The sequence below is a fragment of the Streptococcus marimammalium DSM 18627 genome, assembly GCF_000380045.1.
Lineage (GTDB): Bacteria > Bacillota > Bacilli > Lactobacillales > Streptococcaceae > Streptococcus > Streptococcus marimammalium.
The window spans coordinates 1-21,685 of sequence record NZ_KB904341.1 but is presented as its reverse complement, the minus strand read 5'-3'; the positions used below and the strand labels follow the sequence as shown (position 1 = coordinate 21,685).

Here is a 21,685-nt window from a genome sequence, read left to right as displayed (position 1 = left end):
ACGGTGATCAAAATGCGTTCCACTTGCATGTATTAGGCACGCCGCCAGCGTTCGTCCTGAGCCAGGATCAAACTCTCATTAAAGTTTGAGTCTCTACTCATTACTGTCCTCTGACAGATTTATTGCTTCTTGATTCTTTTGACAGGTTATTTTATTAACCCTGCACGTTTGGTTTCTTGTCTTGTTCAGTTTTCAAAGGTCATTACTCTTTCGAGACAACTATTATATTCTAGCACCTCTTCTTTGCTTTGTCAATACATTTTTATGTTTTTATTAAAATTCTCACCAAGTATACTTGGTGAGAATTAATAGTATCATTTTTGAATTATTTTGCCTCTATAAGTCCAATTTGTCCATCTTCTCTTCGATAAAGAACATTTGTAGTGTTATCATCTCCATCAGTATAGATAAAAAAGTCATGTCCAAGTAATTCCATTTGCAACAAAGCCTCTTCAACATCCATAGGTTTTAGTGTTACATTCTTTGTTCTCACAATTTTTGACATAGGTGTTTCTTCAACTTCTTCTGCTTCAAAACCAGAAGAAAAGACTTTGTGGGAAGGTAATTTTTCCTTGTGTTTTCTTTCAATTTTAGTTTTATTTTTACGAATTTGGCGTTCAATTTTGTCTACTACTAAATCAATCGAACCATACATATCTTGTGATACATCTTCTGCTCTTAATGTAATTGAACCCAACAAAATGGTTACTTCTACTTTTGATGTTTTTTCACGATAAATTTTCAAATTGACTCTTGCATCTAATTCTTGTCCCTCATCAAAGTACTTCTCAATTTTTGAAATTTTTGCTTCAACATAACTACGTATAGCATCTGTTACTTCAATGTTTTCCCCGCGAATACTATATTTAATCATACTTATACCTCTTTTCTATTAATTATCTTAACCTTTACTTATATTATAACGTTTTCATGGATATTTGCAAGTTTTAATTACCTTGCTAGTGAAAAACTAATCACTTCTTTTGCTCCTTTTTGATAAAGTAATTTTTGAATGCTTAGAATTGTTGAACCTGTTGTATAAACATCATCAACTAATAGAATTTTTTGTGGTATTTTAGTATTTATTTTTATTTCAAAACTCTTTACTACTTTTAAACGTTCATTTTTTGATTTCTTTGATTGAGCTACTCCATCTTTTTTTATTAGTATGTCTTGATAAATTACTCTAGCATCATCTAAGAATCCTATTACTTGATTAAACTGTCTTTGTGAAAATCGTTCTTTACTTGTTGGAACTGGAACAATTGTATAGCTATTGTATTGATTTAAAAATTGTTTTATTTTTTTTGAAAAAACTTTTCTAAGAAGATAATCTCCCTCAAATTTATAACGACTAAAAAAATATTTCATTGCTTCATTATATCGATACAAACTCTGATGCGATGGATTACTCCCTTCTTCTTTCCATCGATGACAATCTTCACAAGTGCCTGAAATACCTTCTTTAAAACAGGTTAGACAATGTCGTTCAGATAACTTAGTAAATTGAGAAAAACATTTCTTACAGACAGAAGGATATTCTTTTTTAAAAATGATAATATTAGTTAGTTTAATTCTATTTATTTGTTCTTTTTCGCATAATAAACACTTCATTTAAAGCCACCTTTTTGATTCATTGTTTTAATTTCTTTAATCGCCTTTTTAATATTTAAATTTAGACCATCGTGAAAAAACAGAAGTTCTCCTGTTGGCCTTTCACTACTGCGACCAACTCTTCCAGCAATTTGTACTAAAGAACTTTTTGAATAAAGTTTATGATTTGACAATAAAACAAAAACATCGACACATGGAAAAGTCACTCCTCTTTCTAAGATAGTCGTTGTAATCAAAATCCTTATTTTTCCTTGACGAAAATCATCAACAATTGCTAATCTCTCTTCTGATAAACTAGAGACAAAACCAATGATTTCTTTTGGAAAATAGCTTTTTATTACTCCTAACAATTGTTTTCCTAAAACGATATCTGGAATGAAGATTAGTAAAGGAAATGCTGACTTTGCTTGTTTTTTTATTTTTTGCTGCAGTTTTTGTGGCAATTTCCCCTTGACAATGTTTTCTCTTAAATGGGATAACCATAACGGTTTTGGTACAATTAAGGGATTTGCATGGAATCGTCTTGATAAGTCAATCTTTCGTAATCTTTTTTTTGAAACTTCTCTTTCTAATTTATCTGTTGAAGTAGCGGTTAAGAAGATAGTTAAACCCTCTTCTTTCAAAGAATTACTTACTGCATTGTATAAGCTATCATTATCCACAAAAGGAAAAGCATCTACTTCATCAATAATAATTAGATCAAAAGCTTGATAGAATTTAAATAATTGGTGGACTGTTGCAACAACCAAAGGGCTTCTTTTATAAGGTTTTGAGTCACTATGGAGCAAGCTAATAGGGCAAGAAAAATCACGAGAAAAACGGTTATACAATTCACGACAAACATCAATTCTTGGACTTACAAGAGCAACGCTTTGACCTTTTTTTAAATGTCTTGAAACAAGTGGATAAATCATTTCTGTTTTTCCAGCTCCAGTCACTGCATGGACCAAACTATTGATTTTTTCTTCAGTAGCTGCCAACAGTTTTTTTGAAACTTCAGCTTGTAAATCGGTTAATTTTCCTTGCCAGTTTAAATAATCTTTTGTAGGGAAAGATTTTTGTGGCATATAATAGAGTTTTTCTGAACTGGTTAGTCTACCAAAAACTAAGCATTCCCTACAATAATAATCTCCATTAGGTAGAGAAGCCTCTTGCCCAATTTTTGAAGCACATCGCTGACAATAATAATCATCATTTTTCTTTATCATCGCAGGCATACTTTTAACATTTTCTTTTAGTACTTCTGGTAAGGTGTTTTTGGTAAAGAGTCTACCATAGTAATCATCTAAATTAGTCATTATTTTTATATTCGTTAATTTTTGTCAAAAAAAATAAAAAAAGGTAAAATAAGTCTATGAATTATAAAACAATTGCACAAAATGGTGAAAACGAACAAGAAATCAAAAAATCACGTTTCATTTGTCAAATGAAGCGTATTACAACTGAAGAAGAGGGAAAAGCCTTTATTAATGAAATTAAAAAAAAACACCATAAGGCTACCCATTCTTGCTCTGCCATGATTATTGGTGAAAACAGCCTTATTAAACGAAGTAGTGATGATGGTGAACCTAGTGGAACTGCTGGTATTCCTATGTTAACAGTTCTTGAAAAGAATCAGCTGACTAACGTAGTTGCCGTTGTAACCAGATATTTTGGTGGAATTAAATTGGGTGTAGGAGGTTTAATCAGAGCTTACGCAGGAAGTGTTTCTGAAGCTATTGATCAATTAGGTAAGGTTGAAGTCAAACGATTGGAAGGGATTAAAATTGAGCTTTCTTATAGCCAATATCAAATGTTATCTCAATTCTTAGAAGTTGAAAATTTACAAGAAAATAACACTGAATTTTTAGCTAACGTAACAACTTTTATCTACTTGGAAAAAGAAAACGTTGATGCCACACTTTCTCGTTTAATCGAATTTTACAATGGAAAAATAGTGGCTTCTAAGCAAGGAAACCAAATTGTTGAAATTTCATTTTGATAGTGTTAGTATTTTAAAGTAATTAAAAATACTTATATAAAAGCTAAAAAATGGAGAATTATCATGGCACAAATATATGACAATATTACTAAACTTGTTGGAAATACCCCCATTGTAAAATTAAACAAACTTCTTCCAGAAAATTCTGCAGACGTTTATGTTAAACTAGAGTCCTTCAACCCTGGTTCATCAGTTAAAGATCGTATTGCTTTAGGAATGATTAACCAAGCTGAAAAAGATGGTTTTCTTAAAGAGGGGGATACTATCGTTGAGCCAACTAGTGGTAACACTGGTATAGGCATCGCCTTTGTTGGTGCTGCTAAAGGATATAATGTTATTATTGTTATGCCTGATAGCATGAGTATTGAAAGACAAAAATTAATTAAAGCTTATGGTGCTGAACTGGTTCTTACTCCCGGTAGTGAAGGAATGCCCGGTGCTATTCAAAAAGCTAAAGAAATTATGGCAGAAAAAAATGCAGTTTCATTATCACAATTTACTAATCCTGCAAATCCAAAAACTCATGAAAGAACGACAGGACCTGAAATTATTGCTAGTTTTGAAGCTATTGGTTTAGATGCCTTTGTTTCAGGAGTTGGCACAGGTGGAACCATTTCTGGTGTGTCTCATGCACTAAAAAAATGGCAACAAAACATTGCCATTTATGCTGTTGAAGCTGAAGAATCTGCTGTGCTTTCTGGGGAAGCTAAAGGTAAGCACGGTATTCAAGGAATTTCAGCTGGATTTATCCCGGATACGTTGGATACTGATAGCTATGATGGAATTATCAAAGTTTCAACAGAACAAGCACTGGAAACAGCTAGATTAATTGCAAAAAAAGAAGGTATCTTAATTGGTATTTCAGCAGGTGCTGCCCTATTTGCAAGTATTGAAGTAGCAAAAAAATTAGGAAAAGGTAAAAAAGTATTAGCAATCTTACCAGATACTGGAGAACGTTACCTCTCTACAAGTTTATTCCAATAAAATAGATAAAGGTTGTCGCAAGCGACAACCTTTATCTATTTTTTAAAAACTGAAGAGATTCATTAATCCAACAAGGTAATTGTTTTTCTAAAGAACGAAAGCCAATCTTAATACGATTATTAGAAAATCGATGACGATGTGTTTTTGCTTGTTTTTCTTCTTCAAGAGTTCTTAATGAAAGGCTTACTTTATGATTGTATTCATCATAATCAATCACTTGAGCTAATACGACATCTCCAACCTCAAGTAACCTATGGATATCATCAATATAGCCTGCCTTGATTTCTGATATATGAATTAAACCGATTATTCCATTATCTAAATGAACAAATGCACCATATGGTTTAATACCAGTAATAATCCCCTTATATTTTTCACCAATTTTCATTAATCACTAACCTCAATTGTTAAAATGGTGACATCTTGTGTAGGTTTGTCTGCTAATCCTGTTTCCACACTAGCAATTTTATCTAAAACCTCAAAAGATTTTTCATCTAACAAGTGGCCAAACACAGTATGACGATTATCCAAGTGAGGAGTTCCTCCTTTGGTATAGGCTTTTGCTATTTCTTCTGGCCAACCACCTCTTATCATTTCTTTTGAATTATATGGTAAAGTTTTATTTTGTACTATAAAGAACTGGCTACCATTTGTATTTGGTCCAGCATTTGCCATTGATAAGGCACCGCGAAGATTATATAATTCTTTTGAAAATTCATCTTCAAAACGTTCACCATAGATGGACTCACCACCCATACCAGTTCCAGTTGGATCGCCACCTTGAATCATAAAATCTTTTATCACACGATGGAAAATCACACCATCATAATAACCATCTTTACTAAGGGAAATAAAATTTGCAACTGTTTTGGGTGCTTGTTCAGAGAATAATTTAAGCGTTAAATCACCTAAATTTGTTTTAATTACTGCTACTACTCCTTCACTACTTTTCACATCTAATTGTGGAAAGCGTAATGTTTTTTCTACCATTCCTAGTTCCTCCAATGCATTAAAAATGCCGTCTTCTTCTACTGTTTGTGTAACATAGTCAGCTTTTTCTTTGATTTCTTCAATAGCATTGCCCATAGCAATTGTCATGCCAGCATAATCAAAGATTTCTAAATCATTTTTTTCATCACCAAATACAAGAATATTTTCTGGTTTTAAATCTAGTGTCTCGAGCACTTTGGCTAAACCTAAAGCTTTTGATGTTTCTTTAATCACAACATCTGAGGAATTCTTATGCCATCTAATTAGTCTTAAGTTATCAGAAAGATAATCCGGCAAAGTAAGACTGTCCCCTACATCTTCAAAAGTCCACATTTGAAAGATATCATTCGTCTGATAAAAATCTGGATCAATATCTAATTCACCATAAACTGGCACCATAGCATTATCAATAAGGTTTGTTTTTTTAGATACCACTGCTTTTTTTGAACCAACAAAACCATAATCAATACCAACAACTTGACACCATTTAACAAAGTCTTCCACCAATTCTTTAGAAATAGGTTTTTTAAAAATTTCTTTTCCGGTGGCAGACTCAACATAAGCTCCATTAATGGTTATGAAATAATCAGGCCTTAGAGCTTGAATTTCTGGAACAACGCCATAAAGGGCTCTTCCAGAAGCAATCCCTGTGATGACCCCCTTTTTTTTCAATGATCGAAAGACTGTCTGAATTGATTCAGGCATATAGCCAGTGTCTTTTACACGTAAGGTATCATCAATATCAAAAAAAATAGCTTTAATTTTTTTAGCTTTATATTTTGTTTTTAAATCCATAGTTCTCCTCTGTTGTTTTTAAATTTCTTCTTACTGATTATCATTGGGAACCAGGTGATGCTGAAAAGCATAGACAACAGCTTGAGTTCGGTCATCAACATTTAACTTTGATAAAATATTTGAAACATGTGTCTTTACTGTTTTTAAGGAAATAAAAAGTTCATCAGCAATTGTTTGGTTATCATAACCTTTCACTAAAAGACTCAAAATATCCCTTTCTCTAGCTGTTAAGTCATCATGAAGCTTTGGGTGTTGTTTATGATGTTTGAATTTTTTATCCACCTCTGTCTCAATAGCAAGCTCACCCCTATAAACTTTTTTGATGGCATGTAAAATTTCAACAGCACTTGATGTCTTCAACATATATCCTCTAGCACCTGCTTCTATCACTGGATAAATCTTTTCATTGTCTAGATAGCTAGTAAGTACTAAGATTTTAGCCTCTTTCCATTCTTTTAAAATTTCAAGTGTGGCTTTGACTCCATCCATCTCAGGCATGACTAGATCCATAACAATGATATCTGGTTTTTTTTCTAAGGAAAGACTCACACCTTCACGACCATTTTTTGCTTCTGCGATAACTTCGATGTCTGGTTGCATATTTAAAAAACTGCTCAAGCCAAGTCTTACCATTTCATGATCATCAACTAATACAACTCTTATTTTATCCATCTTGTTCTCCTTCTTGCATCAATGGCATACGAATATCCATCGACACTCCTTTTCCTTTAGCACTTTTAATATCAAGAGTTCCCGCTAAATCATCAACACGTTCTTCGATATTTTTAAGACCATAACTAAGCCTTCTTGCTTGATCAACATCAAAACCTTGACCATTATCAACCATTTTCAATTGAACTTCAGAATCTTTTTGATTGAGATAGACTTCTAGTTGGCTGGCTTTAGCGTGTTTTAATGTATTACTGATAAATTCTTGTGCTATCCTAAAGAGATTGTCTTCTATGGCTTTAGGCAATTGTTTAATATTTTCCTTATAGACTACTTTTATACCACTTTTATCAGTTAATTCTTGTAGAATCATGGAAAATCCTTCAGAAAGTGTCTTATCCTCCAACTCTGTTGGCCTTAAGTGTAACAGCATAACCCGTAAATCATTTTGAGCATCAGCTAAAATACTTTCTACGGTCAATAACTGATTCTTAAGATTTTCCTTATCTAACTGATCAATATTTTGAGAAATACCTGATAAAATCAATGCTGAAGCAAATAATTCTTGACTAACCGTATCGTGAAGATCACGAGCAATCCGGTGTCTTTCTTTTTTAACAATTTCTTCACTGTTTTGAATATAAGCATTCTCAGTTCTTTGTAAATTAGCAACAAGATGCTTCATTTTATGAGATAAATGGCTAATGTTATTTCCCAACTCACTGCTAGTTTGTTTACTAATTGGTTTATTATTAATAATTCGTCTCAAATTATTATTCAATTGTCTTTTACTATATTCATCCATTATAAACCAAACAATCAAGAAAAAGAAGGTTAAAGAAATGATAACAGAAAAAGTTGAAAAAATAAACTTAAGTAGAATGGATTGGTTACTTATTATTAATTCAATATTAAGCCCTAAACTGTCAAAAATGATATAAATGATAGATAAAACCGCAATAACAGCATAGAAAAACAAGAGAAGAATGTTGTATTTTTTCATATGCGTCTCACCTCAACAGTCCCTGCAATAACACTAATCACAATTTTAACAGTCTTAACAGAATTCTCGTAATCTTTTTCTTGGAATTTAATTGTCTCATTTCGTAAATCATACTCTGGGAAATCAAGAAATGAAACGCTACCATAGACACTACTAATGTCTAATTTAATCCCAACATCAATGGGAACCTTGATGAGCGTTGGTCCATAAATTTTTCGGATTAAAATAATATTATCATGATTGGTAACAATAACCTGACTCAAATCAATGGTGTCTGTTCCACTAAGACGAATAATATTAATATCATCAAAAGCATAAACAGACGAATTGAGATGATTGTTATTACCTATCCACTGATTAGCCATTGGTTTACTAGATAGACAACGTTCTTGAAATTTAATGAGAGCGTATCGATTTTTTTGTTTGACCTGTGAAAAATGATTAATAATCATGTATAAGATGCCCAAAATAATGGCAGAAATCACATATGGATTCAACATCAAGATTAAAAAGAATAAAAGCAAGCTTGTTGTTAAGAAAAAGTTACTACGATTATCACGATTATAAAACCTTAAAGCTAGCAATGTCAAAACAACAATCAGTACAAAACCAGTTAAATCATTTGAAAGTATCGTCATAAAAGCCAAAGCGATTAAAACACTCTCAATAATTAAAAAAATTTGAAACTTTCTCATTGGAATCCTCATGTCATAGTAATCTATTTTTGCCATTTTAACAAAAAATCAAAAAAGAATCATCTTCTGCCTGTCAAAAAAATATCTTTAGGTGATACCCTTACAATGGCACCAACCTAAAGATAACATCATTGGTTTGTTTCTTCTTGAGAAGAGGTTGTTTCTTCAATAGTAGTTGTTGTTTTTTGAGTTTCTGTTGCTTGTGCCTCAGTTGTTTTATTATCTGTTGTTACTTTACTTGTTTCTTCACCATTTGTTGGTTGAAGATAAATGATAATCACATCTTTTGCAGATAAAATAATTTCAGATCCATAGTAAGGTTCTTGAGCAACAATTAAACTTGATGTTGGTGGAGATTTCACTTCAACATAACCGGCATTACTTGCTACAAAAGTTTTAATGCGAGATTTAGAAACACCAAGTTCTTTTAAGACATTAAGGGCGTTACCGTAGGTGTCTCCTGTAATGTTAGGCATAGTAATAGAATCATTAACAGCTACCTCTAAGGTAATTTTAGAAGAAGCTTTCGGATTATAGGTTTTACCTGGTGCAGGTGTTTGAGCTACGATGATATCTTTTTCAAATTCTGTTGTTGGTACTTCTTTAATCATAATATTATCTCTTGGTACCCCATAATTTTGAACAAGGGAATCTACAATTATTTGATAAGGTTGACCAACATAATTTTCCATTGTAAAAGTAGTATTACCGATAGAGACATAGATATCAACATCAGTTCCTTTTCGTCTGTTGACTCCAGCTGAAGGATTGGTTCTTATAACATGACCCTCTTCTACTGTTTCACTCTCCACCTCTATGACATCTCCAATGGAAAAACCAGCATCTCTTATCATATCCTGAGCAACCGCCAAGGTTTTATTATCAACATCAGGTATCTTTTCTGTGCTAGGTTGAGTTAAAACAAGATAGGCAAAGCCAACAATTGCTAGAATAACAAGCCCAAAGAATAACTTTAATGCTGTTGATAAGAATGGATTTTTCTTACCTTTTTTCTCTTTTGTTATTTCTTTTAATTCTTGAGTTTCCTCTTGCCCCTTTAACAATTGATCCGCTGGAATTGTGGCCGTACTTGAAGTGAATTTTGGCAATACTTTTGTATCAGTTTGTTGTTCAAAAATAACTTTCCTATCTTTGATTCTTTTTGGATCTAGGGCAGCAGTTAAATCACTATTCATTTCAACGGTTGAAGAATAACGATTTTCGAGTTTTTTAGCCGTAGCTTTAATAACGACATTTTCAAGAGATTGTGGCACATTTAAATTCTCTACCGTAATGGATGGTAGTGGATTTTGGAAATGTTGCAAGGCTATTGTTACAGCACTATCGCCATCATAAGGGATGTGGCCCGTTAACATCTCAAAAAGCATGATTCCCATGGCATAGATATCACTTTGAACAGTTGCTTTAGAACCTCTAGCTTGTTCAGGAGAAAGATAGTGCACACTACCAAGCATTGAATTGGTTTGTGTTAAGCTTGTTTCTGCAAAGGCAACAGCAATGCCAAAATCGGTTACTTTAGCCATACCATCTGCTGTAAGCAAGATATTTTGTGGTTTTAAATCACGATGTATAATACCTTTTTGGTGGGCCAGTGTCATTGCTGATAAAACTTGGGTCATAATTGAAACTACTTTTTGATTGGGTAGTGGTGCATGTTCCTTGATATATTTTTTTAAATCTGGACCATCTACATACTCCATTACAAGGAATTGTTGACCCTCTTCTTCTCCAATATCTCTTATAGCAACAATATTAGGGTGATTCAGTTCAGCCATAGCCTTTGCTTCACGTTGAAAGCGAGCTACCGCTACATGATCTGTTTGATAGTTTGTTCGAAGTACCTTAATGGCTACTTCTTCATTATCCAAAATCAAATCATTTGCTAAATAAACATCAGCCATCCCCCCGCGACCAATCGATTTGAGGATTCTATAACGCCCAGCAAATAATTTCCCTATCTGGATCATTAGGTTTCCTCTCTTTCAATCTTAACGAGAGCCACGGTGATATTATCTAAACCACCAGCTCCATTAGCCATTTCAATTAATTTTTCTGTTTTTTCATCGAGACTCAAATCTTCAGCCAATACTGACACAATTATTTCATTTGGCAACATATTAGTTAGACCATCACTATTTATCAAAAGATAGTCATTTTCCTCAAGAATTTGAACGCCTAAATCTGGTTCTATGGGAGTAGATTGACCAATTGATTGGGTGATAATATTTTTTTGTGGGTGAACAGAAGCTTCTTCCTCAGTTAGTTGACCAGCTTTAACTAATTCATTTACCAAAGAATGATCACTTGTCAGCTGGGTATACTCACCATTTCGTATAAGCCCAATTCTTGAGTCACCAACATGAGCAAACAAGGCATTTCTATCAACGATAGCAACTGCCTCAATAGTAGTTCCCATGCCTTTATAATCTTCAGATTTACCTAGACTATGAATTTTTTGGTTTTCGGTTTCAATGACTGAAATGAGCCAATCTTTTATCTGATTAAGTTCCGTAAAATCTGTATTAACCCACTCACGACCTAAATCAGTGACGGTCATTTCACTAGCAATATTTCCAGCTCTATGCCCTCCCATCCCATCTGCTAAAATAATGAGAGTTATCCCACTTTTATTATCAAATTTATTGATAAAATCTTGGTTATTTGAGCGTTTTTGCCCAATATCTGTTAACAATGAAATTTTCATATGATTCATACTTTTTCTGACTTTGTCAGTCTCCTTTCAAACTATGAAATACGTTTTATTTGCCCGATAAAGAAACCATCTGTGTAGTATTGTTCCGGGGTGATACTTATAAAGCCATTTTTAGTAATATCCTTAAGAGGATGTGTTAATGCTACTTGTTTAAAATTAGGGTGTGTCTCTAAAAATAGTGAAATCACCTGATTATTTTCTTCCTCAAAGAGAGTACAAGTACTATAGGTTATTATACCACCTTTTCGTAGTGTTTGACAAACACTAGATAGTATTTGTAATTGAATCTTTTGTAATGCTATTAAATCATCTGCTTTTTTTTGATACTTAATCTCAGGTTTACGACGTATGAGACCAATTCCTGAACAAGGAGCATCTACTAGAATTTTATCAAAGCTATCTTTTGGAAAATGTTTGTGCACAGTTGTTGCATCTAATTTTTTTGTTTTTATTTTATCAGAAACATTCATTCGCTTAGCATTTTCAAACACTAAGTGCAACTTATGCTCATAAATATCTAAGGCTGTAATCTGACCACTTGTCAAATAAGAAGCCATATGAACTGTTTTTCCTCCAGGAGCACTACAAGCATCAAGAATGGCTTCATTACCTTTTATTTCTAACGTAGGTGCAACAAGTTGGCTAGATTCATCTTGAATGGTTATCTCCCCATTTCTAAAATAATCTGACTTCGTTACATTTCCTGATGTCCTTACTAACCCAACTGGAGATAAAAGTGATGGTGTAGCTTCTAAAAAATCGGCAATTTCTTTTAATTTTTCATGATTTGCAACACGAAAACTGGTTTTATTGCGTACAAAAAGGCTTTCAAAAATAGCTAATGCTCTTTGTTCACCATATTGGGCAATCATTTTTTTTACTAACCAGACTGGTAAAGAATATTGGATGGAATAACGTTTATTGATGCGTTTTATAATTTGAAAATCTGGCCTCTGAGTCCTTAAAAATCGACGAAGAACAGCATTAACCAGTTTTTCTTTACCTCTATTTAGTCCTCTATTTTTAGCAATGATGACAGCATCATTAACAACAGCATGATCTGGCAATTTATCAAGATAAATAATTTGATAAAGACTCATCATCAAAAGATAATAAAGCCAAGGGTCTAATTTATCACGATCCTTAATAAAATGAGAAAGATACCATTCTAAAGTAATTTTTCGAGAAACAGTACCGTAAACCAGTTCGGTGATAAGTGCTTTATCTTTATCTGAAAATTGACTTTTTTCTAAAGTCTGATTAAGAAGAATATTAGAATAAGCACCTTCTTTAAAAATAGCGGTTAAAATTTCTAAAGCTTTCCCCCTAGGCATTTTTTGCCATTTGTTAACCAAATACATCACCTACTTCAATCGTTCTTCCAATACCATTTAAAAAATCACTAATTGCCATTTTTGGTTTTCCTGCTAGCTGCACACTCTTTAATGAAATAGCCCCTTTACCAGCAGCAACAATCAATTCTTTTTTTGTTTTCTTAATAATTGTCCCTGGTTGACCCTCGCCAGAAACTTCACTGGCTTCATAAATTTTAAAGCGTTTATCATTTAAAAAAGTATGGGCTACTGGCCAGGGATACATTCCTCTAATCTGATTAAAAATAGTTCTTGCTGGTTTGTGCCAGTTTATTTGTTCTTCTTGTGGGGCAATATTAGGTGAAAATGTAGCCTTATCTTCATCTTGATCGATTGGTTTTAATTCTCCCTTAATATAAGAAGGTAAGCTCTCTATCAGCAAATCTCTTCCTATAATGGCTAATTTATCAAATAAAGTGCCAACATTATCCTCATCAGTAATAGGCAATTTGGCATTTGCAATCATAGCTCCTGCGTCCATTTGTTTGACCATCTCCATGATAGTCACTCCAGTTTCTTTTTCATCATTCATAAGAGCGTAATGAATCGGAGCACCTCCTCGGTATTTAGGTAGAAGAGATGCATGAACATTGATTGCAAAATCTACTGATTTTAAGAGCTTATCTGGTAAAAATTGACCAAAAGCAGCAGTAACAATCCCATCAGCCCCTAAAGCCATTAGTTGAGTAAGTTCTAGGCTGTTTGATAGTTTTTCAGGCTGATAAACAATAATATCATGCTGTAACGCTAGTTTTTTTACTGGAGTCATTTTTATTTCTTTTTTGCGTCCAACAGCTCTATCAGGCTGAGTAACTACTGCAAGAATATCATATTGTGGCTGGGTTAGTAGTCCTTCTAAAACAGTTGCTGAAAAATCAGGAGTTCCCATAAAAATTATTTTTGTCATTATATTTCCCTTTCCTTGTTCCAACTATTATAGCATAAGACTAACAAGCTACATAAAATTTTGAGGTTCATAATCAATAGCTAAACGCAAGTGTTTATTTTCCTTTTCTTGGGTTAATTCTAAAATACGATTCATTACCTTCTCTAAATGCTCTTCAAAACGATACTTAACTATTAACTGGTAGTGATAATAATTATTAGTTCTTGCAACAGGTTTTGGTGTTGGACCAAGAATGGTGACTTGATGACTGAGTTGATTTTTCAGGATATCCAAGACCTGATATGATTTTTTTATGACTTCTTCCTCACTACGATGTGACAGGGTTAAACCTATCGTAAAATAATAAGGAGGATAACCAAGTTGGTGTCTTAATATCATTTCATAACGATAAAAACTTTCATAATCTTGTTGCTGAGCTAATTGAATAGCATAATGATTGGGATTATACGTTTGGATAATCACTTCTCCAGATTTATTGGAACGACCTGCTCTACCAGCAACTTGGGTTAAGAGCTGAAATGTTTTTTCAGAAGCACGAAAATCTGGAAGATTAAGAGAAGTATCAGCATTTAATACACCAACAAGAGTAACATTAGGAAAATCAAGTCCCTTAGCAATCATTTGAGTTCCTAGGAGAATATCAGCCTCTTGTTTTTCAAATTGAGATAAGAGAAACTCATGTGCTCCTTTTTTTCTTGTTGTATCAACATCCATCCTTAAAATTTTAGCAGTAGGAAAAGCTTGTAGTAATTCGTCATAAGCTTTTTGAGTACCAGTCCCATAATATCTAATATTTGAACTCTTACAGTTTGGACAGGTTCTTGGAATCGCCTTTGAAAAACCACAGTAATGACAATTCATTGTTTTTGTCGACATGTGAAGTGTTAATGAAATGTCGCAATTTGGACATTCATCAACATATGCACACTCCCGACACATTATAAAACTAGAATAGCCTCGTCTATTTAGCATTAAAATACTTTGTTCTTTTTTCTTGAGACGATCATCTATTTTCTCAAGTAATAACGGAGTAAAGTTACTTAAGTCTTGTTGACCAACATAGTCTCTAAAGTCAACCACTGTCACTTTAGGGATAGTGGCATTTGGAGCTGCTCTTTTTGTCAAATGAAGAAAATGATAAACAGCTTTACTGGCACGTGCTCGACTTTCTATACTTGGTGTTGCACTCCCCATTACCAAAACTGCTTGGTGATATTTGGCTCTTATGAGGGCAACATCACGCGCATGGTATCTTGGGTTAGAATCTTGTTTATAAGAAGATTCATGCTCTTCATCAATAATAATGGCTCCAATATTGTCTAGTGGAGCAAAAATGGCTGACCTTGCACCAACGACAACCTTAGCATCTTTGTTTTTAATCTTTCGCCATTCATCAAATTTTTCACCTTCAGACAATCCAGAGTGCATAATTGCCACTTGATTACCAAAACGTGAAATAAAGCGACTAGTCATTTGAGGCGTTAAAGAAATTTCAGGGACTAAAACAATAGCTGTTTTTCCCATTTTTAAAACTTGATCAATCACATGAAGATAAACTTCAGTTTTTCCACTACCTGTAATACCCTCTAAAAGATAAGGTTTATTGGATTTCCCAACATGAGCAACTATCTCATCAACAACTTCTTTTTGTTGCTTATTGAGTTGTAAAAAATCTGTTTTAGAAATAGCATCAAAGTAATTTTGATTACGATTAATTTCAATTTCAGAAATTGTGATAAGGTGATGGTCAATAAAATAGTTGACAACATTCCTTGAAAATTGTTGATAGAGGTCTGAGAGTTTTCCTTTTCCTTTTTGGGTAAGTAGATATTCTTTTAAGGCAAGACGTTTCTTAGCTCGATTAGAAATTTCTACTTGTGATAGTACTTCTGAAATATCATAATATTTTTCAACTTTTATCGTTTTTTTATCTTTGGCTTCGTAGGTCACTGAAATTTGTCCTAAAGCAATTAGTTTGAGGGTTCTTTCTTGCACTCTTTCTGAAAGAGACGAAAACAAAACATCTTCTCTCTCTTTGAAAATCAGTTCTGCATCTTCTTGGCTAAGCCTCTCTCTTCGTGTCAACCGTTTATCATAATTAGAATTAAGGAGATTAGGAATCATTGCTTTTAGGATTGATATTTTATAAGAAAAAACTGTTTTTCTCATTTCAGTTGCTAAAAAAAGTTGTTCTTCATTAAGAACTGGCATAAAATCTAACACACTAACAATTTCTTTTAATTCATCAGATTCAGAAAAAATAATATCAAGGACAAAACCTTGTAGTAATCGATTGGCTCGACCAAAAGGGACATGAACTCTTGAACCAACAGCAACAAGATCAAGCAAGTGTTCTGGAATAATGTATGAAAAAGGTTTATCTGTTTGCATTGAGGGAATATCAACAATGACTAGAGCTGTTTTTTTCATTAACTACCTCCATACGAAAAATCTAAGATTGTTGTCAATCTTAGATTCTTTCACCTTCTTCTTCTTTTTCTTTTGCAATTTGTTCTTTGATCTTACGTTCTTCAGCCTCTTTAGCAAGTCGTTCTGCTTCAATTTTAGCTCGAACTGCTGCACGTTTTGCAACAGGATCAGGGTGAATCACAACATTTCCTGATTCAATTTCTTCTAGAGCACGCAAGGTTGACTTCACTGATTTAAAGTCTTGTGTTGGGGTTGCTCCCATCTCTAACTCATGAGCTCTTTTAGCTTGAAGCACACAAAGTGAATATTTAGATGGTACTTTATCTAATAAAGTATCAATGGAAGGTTTTAACATCATAAATCTGTTCTCTTTTCTATATTATCTGACAGGTAATTCTTCGGGAAGCATGGCATTATAATGACCAATCACTCGCTCAACTCTATAATGTTCAACTTCAATAATCCGTTTCACACGTTCAGCTGCTAAAGCTACTTCATCATTAACAACTGCATAATCGTACTCACGCATAAGAGCGATTTCCTCTTTAGCTCGCTCAATTCTTTTAGCTATCATTTCCTGAGTGTCAGTGCCACGACCAATTAAGCGTCCTTCTAATTCTTCTAAGTCAGGCGGCGTCAAGAAGATAAAAACACCATCTGGCACTTTCTTTTTAACTTGAAGAGCACCTTGAACTTCAATTTCAAGAAAGACATCTATACCTTTATCAAGCGTTTCGTTAACATAAGTGAGTGGGGTTCCATAATAATTACCAACATACTCTGCATATTCTAGCATCAACCCTTTTTTAATAAGGTCCTCAAACTCTTCACGTGTCCGAAAGAAATAATCGACACCATCTACTTCACCAGGTCGTTGTGGTCTGGTTGTCATTGAAACAGAATACTCAAATTTATGATTGGGTGTCGAAAATATTTCTTGTCTAACTGTGCCTTTTCCAACACCTGACGGCCCAGAAAAGATGATTAATAAACCACGTTCAGACATTCTATTCTCCTTATCGTTTTGTTCTCTTTAGTCTATCAAAAATCGATTGTTTTTTCAAGTTTATTCCATAAGAACTAACTAATAAAATTTGCTTTATCGCTTGTTAAATTGTTTCATTTGACGTTTAATGTCTCTTTCTTGCTCACGACGCTTGATAGATTCACGTTTATCATAATCATGCTTTCCTTTTGCTAAACCTATCAAAATCTTGGCAAAACCATTTTTAAGATAAACTTTCAAAGGAACCAAGGTCATCCCAGTCCCTTTTAATTCTTTTTCAATTTTTTCAATTTCACGATGCTTCAACAGTAATTTTCGAGTTCTATCAGGATCTTGATTCCAGATATTGCCTTGTTCATAAGGGGTAATGTGTACATTATTTAACCAAACTTCACCATTTTTAATTTGGGCAAAGCCATCTTTTAAAGTAATTCTAGCAGCCCTGACACTTTTAATTTCTGTTCCCGTTAGAACAATGCCTGCTTCATAAGTGTCGATAATATGGTAATCATGTCTTGCTTTCTTATTTTGAGCGACGAGTTTTCCCTCTTCTTTTACCATGGCCCCCTCCTTTTTTTATCACTTCCTTGAATTTTATTTTTTCGCCTTTTTTCTTGGGAATAGCCTTAGCGATTTTTTTATCAAGTGATTGTTTATTAGCTTTTTTCTCACCGTGTTTAGTTAAAGGTTTCTTTTCTTTGGTTTTCAAACGACGACGATGATTTTTTTCTACTTTCATACGTTTTTCAACAACATCAAAATCACTTGGAAGATATTCAAAATCAATATCGCCTGTTTCTTTATCAGCATTAACCAATTTTACTCTAATGGGCTGTCCAACTCGGAAAACCTTACCTGATTTTTCGCCTTGCAATAACATGCTACGCTCATTGTAATGGTAGAACTCAGGTAAATTATTGACATGGATTAATCCTTCAATAGTATTTGGTAATTCAACAAACATCCCAAACTTAACGATACTACTGATAATACCATCAAATTCTTCATTAATATACGCGGACATGTATTCTGCTTTTTTCATTGACTCAACTGTTCTTTCAGCATCAACAGCACGTCTTTCTAATTGTGAGGATTGACTAGCAATTCCTGGAATCAGATGAACAAAGTGTTCTATTTTTTCATGAGAAATTGTTTCATATTCTCTAATCAAACGGTGGACCAGTAAATCTGGGTAACGTCTAATAGGACTTGTAAAATGCGTATAATACTCCGCAGCCAAACCATAATGTCCATGATTATGCTCAGAATATCTGGCTTGTTGCATTGAACGTAGTAGCATCATAGACAGCACTTCACTGCCTGGTTGCCCTTTAATATTTTTCATGAACTCCTGAAGGGATGTTTGTGTGATTTTATTAGCTGTTCCCTTAATTTGTACTCCAAAAACACTCGCATAGTCAATAAATTTTTGTACTTTTTCTGCTTTGGGTTCTTCATGAATACGGTAGATAAAGGGTAATTCTAATTTGGCAAAATGTTCAGCCACACATTCATTGGCAGCCAACATAAAGGATTCGATCATCCTCTCAGATAGACCTCTTTCACGAACAGTGATATCAACAGGAAAACCTTTATCACTTACAATAATTTTGGCTTCTGTCGTATCAAAGTTAAGACTTCCTCTTTTTTCACGCATTTTTTCAAGACAGTCATGAAGAATAACCATCTGCTCAACACTCTCTTTAATAGCTGAGTAAGTCTGTAACAATTCTTCGTCTCCAGCAATCATCTGGTTAACATCGTTGTAGGTCATTCTATAAGTGGTATTTATCACCGACGGTGCAATTTGATAGCGAACTACCTTACCTCTTTGATTAATTTCCATGATAGCTGAGATTGTCAGCCGATCAACGTTTGGATTAAGAGAACAAATACCATTTGATAGACGTTCTGGCAACATAGGTACCACTCGGTCTGTCACATAAACACTGGTTCCTCTTGATAAGGCTTCCTTGTCAAGTGCTGAATTTTCTGTGACGTAATAAGAAACATCAGCAATATGTACTCCTAACTCGAAATTACCATTAGCAAGTTCCTTGATATGAATTGCATCGTCCAGGTCTTTTGCATCTGCACCATCAATAGTAAAGATTACCTCATCTCTTAAATCAATTCGACCAAGATAATCTTTTTTGTCAGGTTTTTCTGGGATACTATTTGCCTGATTAATGACCTCTTTTGGAAATTGTGAGACAATGTCCATCGATTCCAACACTTCTAAGACATCGATTCCTACTTCACCCTTGTGACCAATAATATCAATAATATCAGCTGTAAAATAATCATCCTCTTTGGTCGGATAACTACTAATAGCCACCTTTAAGACTTCAGAACCATCTAAAACAAGTGGTGTTTTTTTAAGATAGATTTTTTGACTAATCTTTTGATTTTTACTCTTAATATAGCCGATAAAATTATTTTTTTCTGTACTTGGAACAAAGGAACCAACAACTGTTTTGATACTTCTTTCAATAATTTCAACAACCTCAGCTTCTGCTGAAGAATTGTTCAAATAATTTGCTACTTTCTTAATACTAACTTTAACAGTATCACCGTCGATGGCATTAGCAGTGTCTTGTCTACTGACAAATAAATCAGCTTCTTCACCATCTATTGAGATAAAACCAAAACCAGCTCGGTTAGCTCTAAAAATCCCTTCTATTAAAATCATTTCTTTCTTTTTTTTCTCAGTTTTTAAAGAGATGTCTCCTTGGTTGTTAAACCATAAAACTCCTTTGTTATCTAATTGGGAAATTATCTTAATAAGGTCACGAAAACCAGTTGACGTGTCAACCTCTAAGGCCCTCGCGATAGTGTCAACACTAGATGGTCCTTGTTCTTTTAAATAGTTCAATAATAAATCTTTCATTTGTTCCTTTCATTAAAAAAATGAGCCAGACAATGTCAAGCTCACCTTTTATTTACTTGATAAAATAGCTAAAGCAAGTGCAACTAAGAGCCAAACAAAAACTAAAATTCCAGTAAAGCGTTGCATGAATGCTTCAAAGCCACGCGCCTTAGTTCTTTCAAACAAGGCTTGTGAGGCACTATTGTCAAATACGTTGCTACTTGGATTTTTTTGCGGTTGCATAAAAATAGCTACAATAATAATACCAGATAATATCAATAATATATTTAATAATAAGCTATACATGAGTCATCTCCTCTACGTTCATCTAGGTCATTCTATCATAATTTTTATTAAGATTCAAGATGTAAGGTCACTTTTCTTTCTTTTGGGCAATACTTTGGGACTTTGATTTTTTCAGGATGATTGGTTTTATTTTTACTTGTAATATAATTTTTACTACCACACTCTGTACAAGTTAAATTAATTTTAATACGCACATCCTCACCTATCCTTCTTTCAATTGAGACTAACTAAAAAAAATAAAATCTTATTTAATACTTCCAATAATTTGACATCATCAAAAGACTAGAGCTATTATATCATAGAAACATCACTTGGGGAATAGGTTTTTAAAGGCTATAATTCTTTAGAGTAGGAAGATTAAATAATTTAATTCTCCTTCATTCATTTTAAAACAACCATTTTTTATTGTAATCATAAAAGTAGCTTAAAAGAATTGTCTCTTAGTTTTGCGATATGGGTAGACAAAAGAATGAAATGATGTTATAATATCTTTAGTAGATTGATGAAGAGTAACATTTGTGTTTTATCATATTTTGTCTCAAAGATTTACCAATATTAAAGAGAGGAAGTATGTATACTATGACACAAGGTACAGTAAAATGGTTTAATGCTGAAAAAGGCTTCGGTTTTATCAGCACTGAAGAACATGGCGATGTTTTCGCACATTTCTCAGCAATCCAATCTGATGGTTTCAAAACATTAGATGAAGGCCAAAAAGTGACATTTGATATTGAAGAAGGCGCTCGCGGACTTCAAGCAGCAAATATTACAGCAAACTAAAACAAAGCCACTTAACAGTGGCTTTTTGATTTCCCCAAAGAAGAATGATATAACTCCTCATAATAAAAAGGACTTTTAATAGACGAGAGTAAGGGGTACAATTCTTATTTTGTAACAGATACGGATAAACTATCAAAAGAAACCCAAAAAGCTTTTTTAGTAGTTCGTGGTAGTGATGGTATGGCAAGACTGTTTAGGTCTTTTTATTTTGCTTAAAATTCAGATAAGATAGTCAAAAAAATACAGAAACACTAAATGTTTATATTTTTATGGTATAATGATGCTATAATTAAGCAACTCTTGAAAGGAGTTTCTGATGAAAAAGAAAAATATAATTATCAGTGCAGTAGTGATCATCATGATTTTAGGAGGTATTACTGTGGGATTCTTAAATCAACCCATTTCTGAACAAAACAATTCGTTGGAAACCAAGGAAAAAACAATAAGAGAAAAGCAACTTGATTATCTTAAAGACCATGAAAAAGAAATGACTGAATTTATCAAGTCTTTATACCCAACTGTTGAGAGCGTTCAGTTTGATTGGGATAG

The 21,685-nt window shown here is 33.4% G+C and carries 22 protein-coding genes, 1 rRNA gene and 1 pseudogene; 4 read left to right on the top strand and 20 right to left on the bottom strand.

The window, feature by feature from the left end:
• The 4 genes from A3I1_RS07795 to A3I1_RS0102815 all read right to left on the bottom strand — a co-directional run.
• Nucleotides 1-83, bottom strand: a 16S ribosomal RNA gene (locus A3I1_RS07795); the annotation flags it as partial.
• A 242-nt stretch (nucleotides 84-325) separates the two neighbouring features.
• On the bottom strand, nucleotides 326-874 hold the full coding sequence (gene hpf, locus A3I1_RS0102825) for a ribosome hibernation-promoting factor, HPF/YfiA family (RefSeq protein WP_018369815.1): 549 nt from the start codon (nucleotides 872-874) through the stop codon (nucleotides 326-328).
• Nucleotides 875-951: 77 nt separating this feature from the next.
• Nucleotides 952-1,614: a ComF family protein gene (locus tag A3I1_RS0102820; protein WP_018369814.1), complete on the bottom strand. Its 663-nt coding sequence runs from the start codon at nucleotides 1,612-1,614 to the stop codon at nucleotides 952-954.
• On the bottom strand, nucleotides 1,611-2,912 hold the full coding sequence (locus A3I1_RS0102815; RefSeq protein ID WP_018369813.1) for an ATP-dependent helicase ComFA: 1,302 nt from the start codon (nucleotides 2,910-2,912) through the stop codon (nucleotides 1,611-1,613). The genes A3I1_RS0102820 and A3I1_RS0102815 overlap by 4 nt, the downstream gene beginning before the upstream one ends.
• Nucleotides 2,913-2,968: 56 nt before the next feature.
• On the opposite strand from A3I1_RS0102815, the gene A3I1_RS0102810 reads away from it, so the two are divergent.
• Nucleotides 2,969-3,595 (top strand): YigZ family protein, encoded by a 627-nt coding sequence (locus A3I1_RS0102810; RefSeq protein ID WP_018369812.1) that lies wholly within the window; start codon nucleotides 2,969-2,971, stop codon nucleotides 3,593-3,595.
• A gap of 63 nt (nucleotides 3,596-3,658) precedes the next feature.
• Nucleotides 3,659-4,579 (top strand): cysteine synthase A, encoded by a 921-nt coding sequence (gene cysK / locus A3I1_RS0102805; protein ID WP_018369811.1) that lies wholly within the window; start codon nucleotides 3,659-3,661, stop codon nucleotides 4,577-4,579.
• 31 nt (nucleotides 4,580-4,610) lie between these two features.
• Here cysK and A3I1_RS0102800 read toward each other — a convergent pair whose 3' ends face one another.
• The 16 genes from A3I1_RS0102800 to rpmG form a co-directional block, all read right to left on the bottom strand.
• Nucleotides 4,611-4,967 carry a S1 RNA-binding domain-containing protein gene (locus tag A3I1_RS0102800; protein WP_018369810.1) on the bottom strand — a complete coding sequence of 119 codons (357 nt, stop codon included), beginning with the start codon at nucleotides 4,965-4,967 and terminating at the stop codon, nucleotides 4,611-4,613.
• Nucleotides 4,967-6,364: a Cof-type HAD-IIB family hydrolase gene (locus tag A3I1_RS0102795; RefSeq protein ID WP_018369809.1), complete on the bottom strand. Its 1,398-nt coding sequence runs from the start codon at nucleotides 6,362-6,364 to the stop codon at nucleotides 4,967-4,969. Before A3I1_RS0102795 ends, A3I1_RS0102800 begins: the two co-directional genes overlap by 1 nt.
• A gap of 30 nt (nucleotides 6,365-6,394) precedes the next feature.
• On the bottom strand, nucleotides 6,395-7,036 hold the full coding sequence (locus tag A3I1_RS0102790; RefSeq protein WP_018369808.1) for a response regulator transcription factor: 642 nt from the start codon (nucleotides 7,034-7,036) through the stop codon (nucleotides 6,395-6,397).
• Entirely contained in the window at nucleotides 7,029-8,036 is a 1,008-nt protein-coding gene (locus tag A3I1_RS0102785) for an envelope stress sensor histidine kinase LiaS (protein ID WP_018369807.1), read from the bottom strand. The genes A3I1_RS0102790 and A3I1_RS0102785 overlap by 8 nt, the downstream gene beginning before the upstream one ends.
• Nucleotides 8,033-8,731 (bottom strand): cell wall-active antibiotics response protein LiaF, encoded by a 699-nt coding sequence (gene liaF, locus A3I1_RS0102780; protein WP_018369806.1) that lies wholly within the window; start codon nucleotides 8,729-8,731, stop codon nucleotides 8,033-8,035. Before liaF ends, A3I1_RS0102785 begins: the two co-directional genes overlap by 4 nt.
• A 128-nt stretch (nucleotides 8,732-8,859) precedes the next feature.
• Entirely contained in the window at nucleotides 8,860-10,719 is a 1,860-nt protein-coding gene (gene pknB / locus A3I1_RS0102775) for a Stk1 family PASTA domain-containing Ser/Thr kinase (protein WP_018369805.1), read from the bottom strand.
• Nucleotides 10,719-11,456: a Stp1/IreP family PP2C-type Ser/Thr phosphatase gene (locus tag A3I1_RS0102770; RefSeq protein ID WP_026216743.1), complete on the bottom strand. Its 738-nt coding sequence runs from the start codon at nucleotides 11,454-11,456 to the stop codon at nucleotides 10,719-10,721. The genes pknB and A3I1_RS0102770 overlap by 1 nt, the downstream gene beginning before the upstream one ends.
• Nucleotides 11,457-11,497: 41 nt before the next feature.
• Complete coding sequence (rsmB, locus tag A3I1_RS0102765; RefSeq protein WP_026216742.1) at nucleotides 11,498-12,820, bottom strand: 16S rRNA (cytosine(967)-C(5))-methyltransferase RsmB; 1,323 nt, start codon at nucleotides 12,818-12,820, stop codon at nucleotides 11,498-11,500.
• Nucleotides 12,813-13,745 carry a methionyl-tRNA formyltransferase gene (gene fmt, locus A3I1_RS0102760; protein WP_018369802.1) on the bottom strand — a complete coding sequence of 311 codons (933 nt, stop codon included), beginning with the start codon at nucleotides 13,743-13,745 and terminating at the stop codon, nucleotides 12,813-12,815. The genes rsmB and fmt overlap by 8 nt, the downstream gene beginning before the upstream one ends.
• 48 nt (nucleotides 13,746-13,793) lie before the next feature.
• Complete coding sequence (locus A3I1_RS0102755; protein ID WP_018369801.1) at nucleotides 13,794-16,175, bottom strand: primosomal protein N'; 2,382 nt, start codon at nucleotides 16,173-16,175, stop codon at nucleotides 13,794-13,796.
• Between the two features lie 40 nt (nucleotides 16,176-16,215).
• Entirely contained in the window at nucleotides 16,216-16,533 is a 318-nt protein-coding gene (gene rpoZ, locus A3I1_RS0102750; RefSeq protein ID WP_018369800.1) for a DNA-directed RNA polymerase subunit omega, read from the bottom strand.
• A gap of 21 nt (nucleotides 16,534-16,554) precedes the next feature.
• Complete coding sequence (gene gmk, locus A3I1_RS0102745) at nucleotides 16,555-17,181, bottom strand: guanylate kinase (RefSeq protein WP_018369799.1); 627 nt, start codon at nucleotides 17,179-17,181, stop codon at nucleotides 16,555-16,557.
• A 93-nt stretch (nucleotides 17,182-17,274) separates the two neighbouring features.
• Nucleotides 17,275-17,742: an SsrA-binding protein SmpB gene (smpB, locus tag A3I1_RS0102740; RefSeq protein WP_018369798.1), complete on the bottom strand. Its 468-nt coding sequence runs from the start codon at nucleotides 17,740-17,742 to the stop codon at nucleotides 17,275-17,277.
• Nucleotides 17,705-20,071, bottom strand: a complete 2,367-nt coding sequence (gene rnr / locus A3I1_RS0102735) for a ribonuclease R (RefSeq protein ID WP_018369797.1) — start codon at nucleotides 20,069-20,071, stop codon at nucleotides 17,705-17,707. The genes smpB and rnr overlap by 38 nt, the downstream gene beginning before the upstream one ends.
• A 48-nt stretch (nucleotides 20,072-20,119) precedes the next feature.
• On the bottom strand, nucleotides 20,120-20,356 hold the full coding sequence (gene secG / locus A3I1_RS0102730; RefSeq protein ID WP_018369796.1) for a preprotein translocase subunit SecG: 237 nt from the start codon (nucleotides 20,354-20,356) through the stop codon (nucleotides 20,120-20,122).
• A gap of 47 nt (nucleotides 20,357-20,403) precedes the next feature.
• Nucleotides 20,404-20,550 carry a 50S ribosomal protein L33 gene (gene rpmG / locus A3I1_RS0102725; protein WP_018369795.1) on the bottom strand — a complete coding sequence of 49 codons (147 nt, stop codon included), beginning with the start codon at nucleotides 20,548-20,550 and terminating at the stop codon, nucleotides 20,404-20,406.
• 385 nt (nucleotides 20,551-20,935) lie between these two features.
• Between rpmG and A3I1_RS0102720 the strand changes: the two genes are divergently transcribed.
• Together A3I1_RS0102720 and A3I1_RS0102715 are read left to right on the top strand one after the other, a co-directional pair.
• Nucleotides 20,936-21,136: a cold-shock protein gene (locus A3I1_RS0102720; protein ID WP_026216741.1), complete on the top strand. Its 201-nt coding sequence runs from the start codon at nucleotides 20,936-20,938 to the stop codon at nucleotides 21,134-21,136.
• Nucleotides 21,137-21,452: 316 nt separating this feature from the next.
• Nucleotides 21,453-21,685, top strand: a pseudogene (locus A3I1_RS0102715) (hypothetical protein); the annotation flags it as partial.

What these genes read in the sequence shown, in the direction of transcription:
- hpf (WP_018369815.1), bottom strand. Translation starts at nt 874, where the DNA reads ATGATTAAATATAGTATTCGCGGGGAAAACATTGAAGTAACAGATGCT.
- A3I1_RS0102820 (WP_018369814.1), bottom strand. Translation starts at nt 1,614, where the DNA reads ATGAAGTGTTTATTATGCGAAAAAGAACAAATAAATAGAATTAAACTA.
- A3I1_RS0102815 (WP_018369813.1), bottom strand. Translation starts at nt 2,912, where the DNA reads ATGACTAATTTAGATGATTACTATGGTAGACTCTTTACCAAAAACACC.
- A3I1_RS0102810 (WP_018369812.1), top strand. Translation starts at nt 2,969, where the DNA reads ATGAATTATAAAACAATTGCACAAAATGGTGAAAACGAACAAGAAATC.
- cysK (WP_018369811.1), top strand. Translation starts at nt 3,659, where the DNA reads ATGGCACAAATATATGACAATATTACTAAACTTGTTGGAAATACCCCC.
- A3I1_RS0102800 (WP_018369810.1), bottom strand. Translation starts at nt 4,967, where the DNA reads ATGAAAATTGGTGAAAAATATAAGGGGATTATTACTGGTATTAAACCA.
- A3I1_RS0102795 (WP_018369809.1), bottom strand. Translation starts at nt 6,364, where the DNA reads ATGGATTTAAAAACAAAATATAAAGCTAAAAAAATTAAAGCTATTTTT.
- A3I1_RS0102790 (WP_018369808.1), bottom strand. Translation starts at nt 7,036, where the DNA reads ATGGATAAAATAAGAGTTGTATTAGTTGATGATCATGAAATGGTAAGA.
- A3I1_RS0102785 (WP_018369807.1), bottom strand. Translation starts at nt 8,036, where the DNA reads ATGAAAAAATACAACATTCTTCTCTTGTTTTTCTATGCTGTTATTGCG.
- liaF (WP_018369806.1), bottom strand. Translation starts at nt 8,731, where the DNA reads ATGAGAAAGTTTCAAATTTTTTTAATTATTGAGAGTGTTTTAATCGCT.
- pknB (WP_018369805.1), bottom strand. Translation starts at nt 10,719, where the DNA reads ATGATCCAGATAGGGAAATTATTTGCTGGGCGTTATAGAATCCTCAAA.
- A3I1_RS0102770 (WP_026216743.1), bottom strand. Translation starts at nt 11,456, where the DNA reads ATGAAAATTTCATTGTTAACAGATATTGGGCAAAAACGCTCAAATAAC.
- fmt (WP_018369802.1), bottom strand. Translation starts at nt 13,745, where the DNA reads ATGACAAAAATAATTTTTATGGGAACTCCTGATTTTTCAGCAACTGTT.
- A3I1_RS0102755 (WP_018369801.1), bottom strand. Translation starts at nt 16,175, where the DNA reads ATGAAAAAAACAGCTCTAGTCATTGTTGATATTCCCTCAATGCAAACA.
- rpoZ (WP_018369800.1), bottom strand. Translation starts at nt 16,533, where the DNA reads ATGATGTTAAAACCTTCCATTGATACTTTATTAGATAAAGTACCATCT.
- gmk (WP_018369799.1), bottom strand. Translation starts at nt 17,181, where the DNA reads ATGTCTGAACGTGGTTTATTAATCATCTTTTCTGGGCCGTCAGGTGTT.
- smpB (WP_018369798.1), bottom strand. Translation starts at nt 17,742, where the DNA reads ATGGTAAAAGAAGAGGGAAAACTCGTCGCTCAAAATAAGAAAGCAAGA.
- rnr (WP_018369797.1), bottom strand. Translation starts at nt 20,071, where the DNA reads ATGAAAGATTTATTATTGAACTATTTAAAAGAACAAGGACCATCTAGT.
- secG (WP_018369796.1), bottom strand. Translation starts at nt 20,356, where the DNA reads ATGTATAGCTTATTATTAAATATATTATTGATATTATCTGGTATTATT.
- A3I1_RS0102720 (WP_026216741.1), top strand. Translation starts at nt 20,936, where the DNA reads ATGACACAAGGTACAGTAAAATGGTTTAATGCTGAAAAAGGCTTCGGT.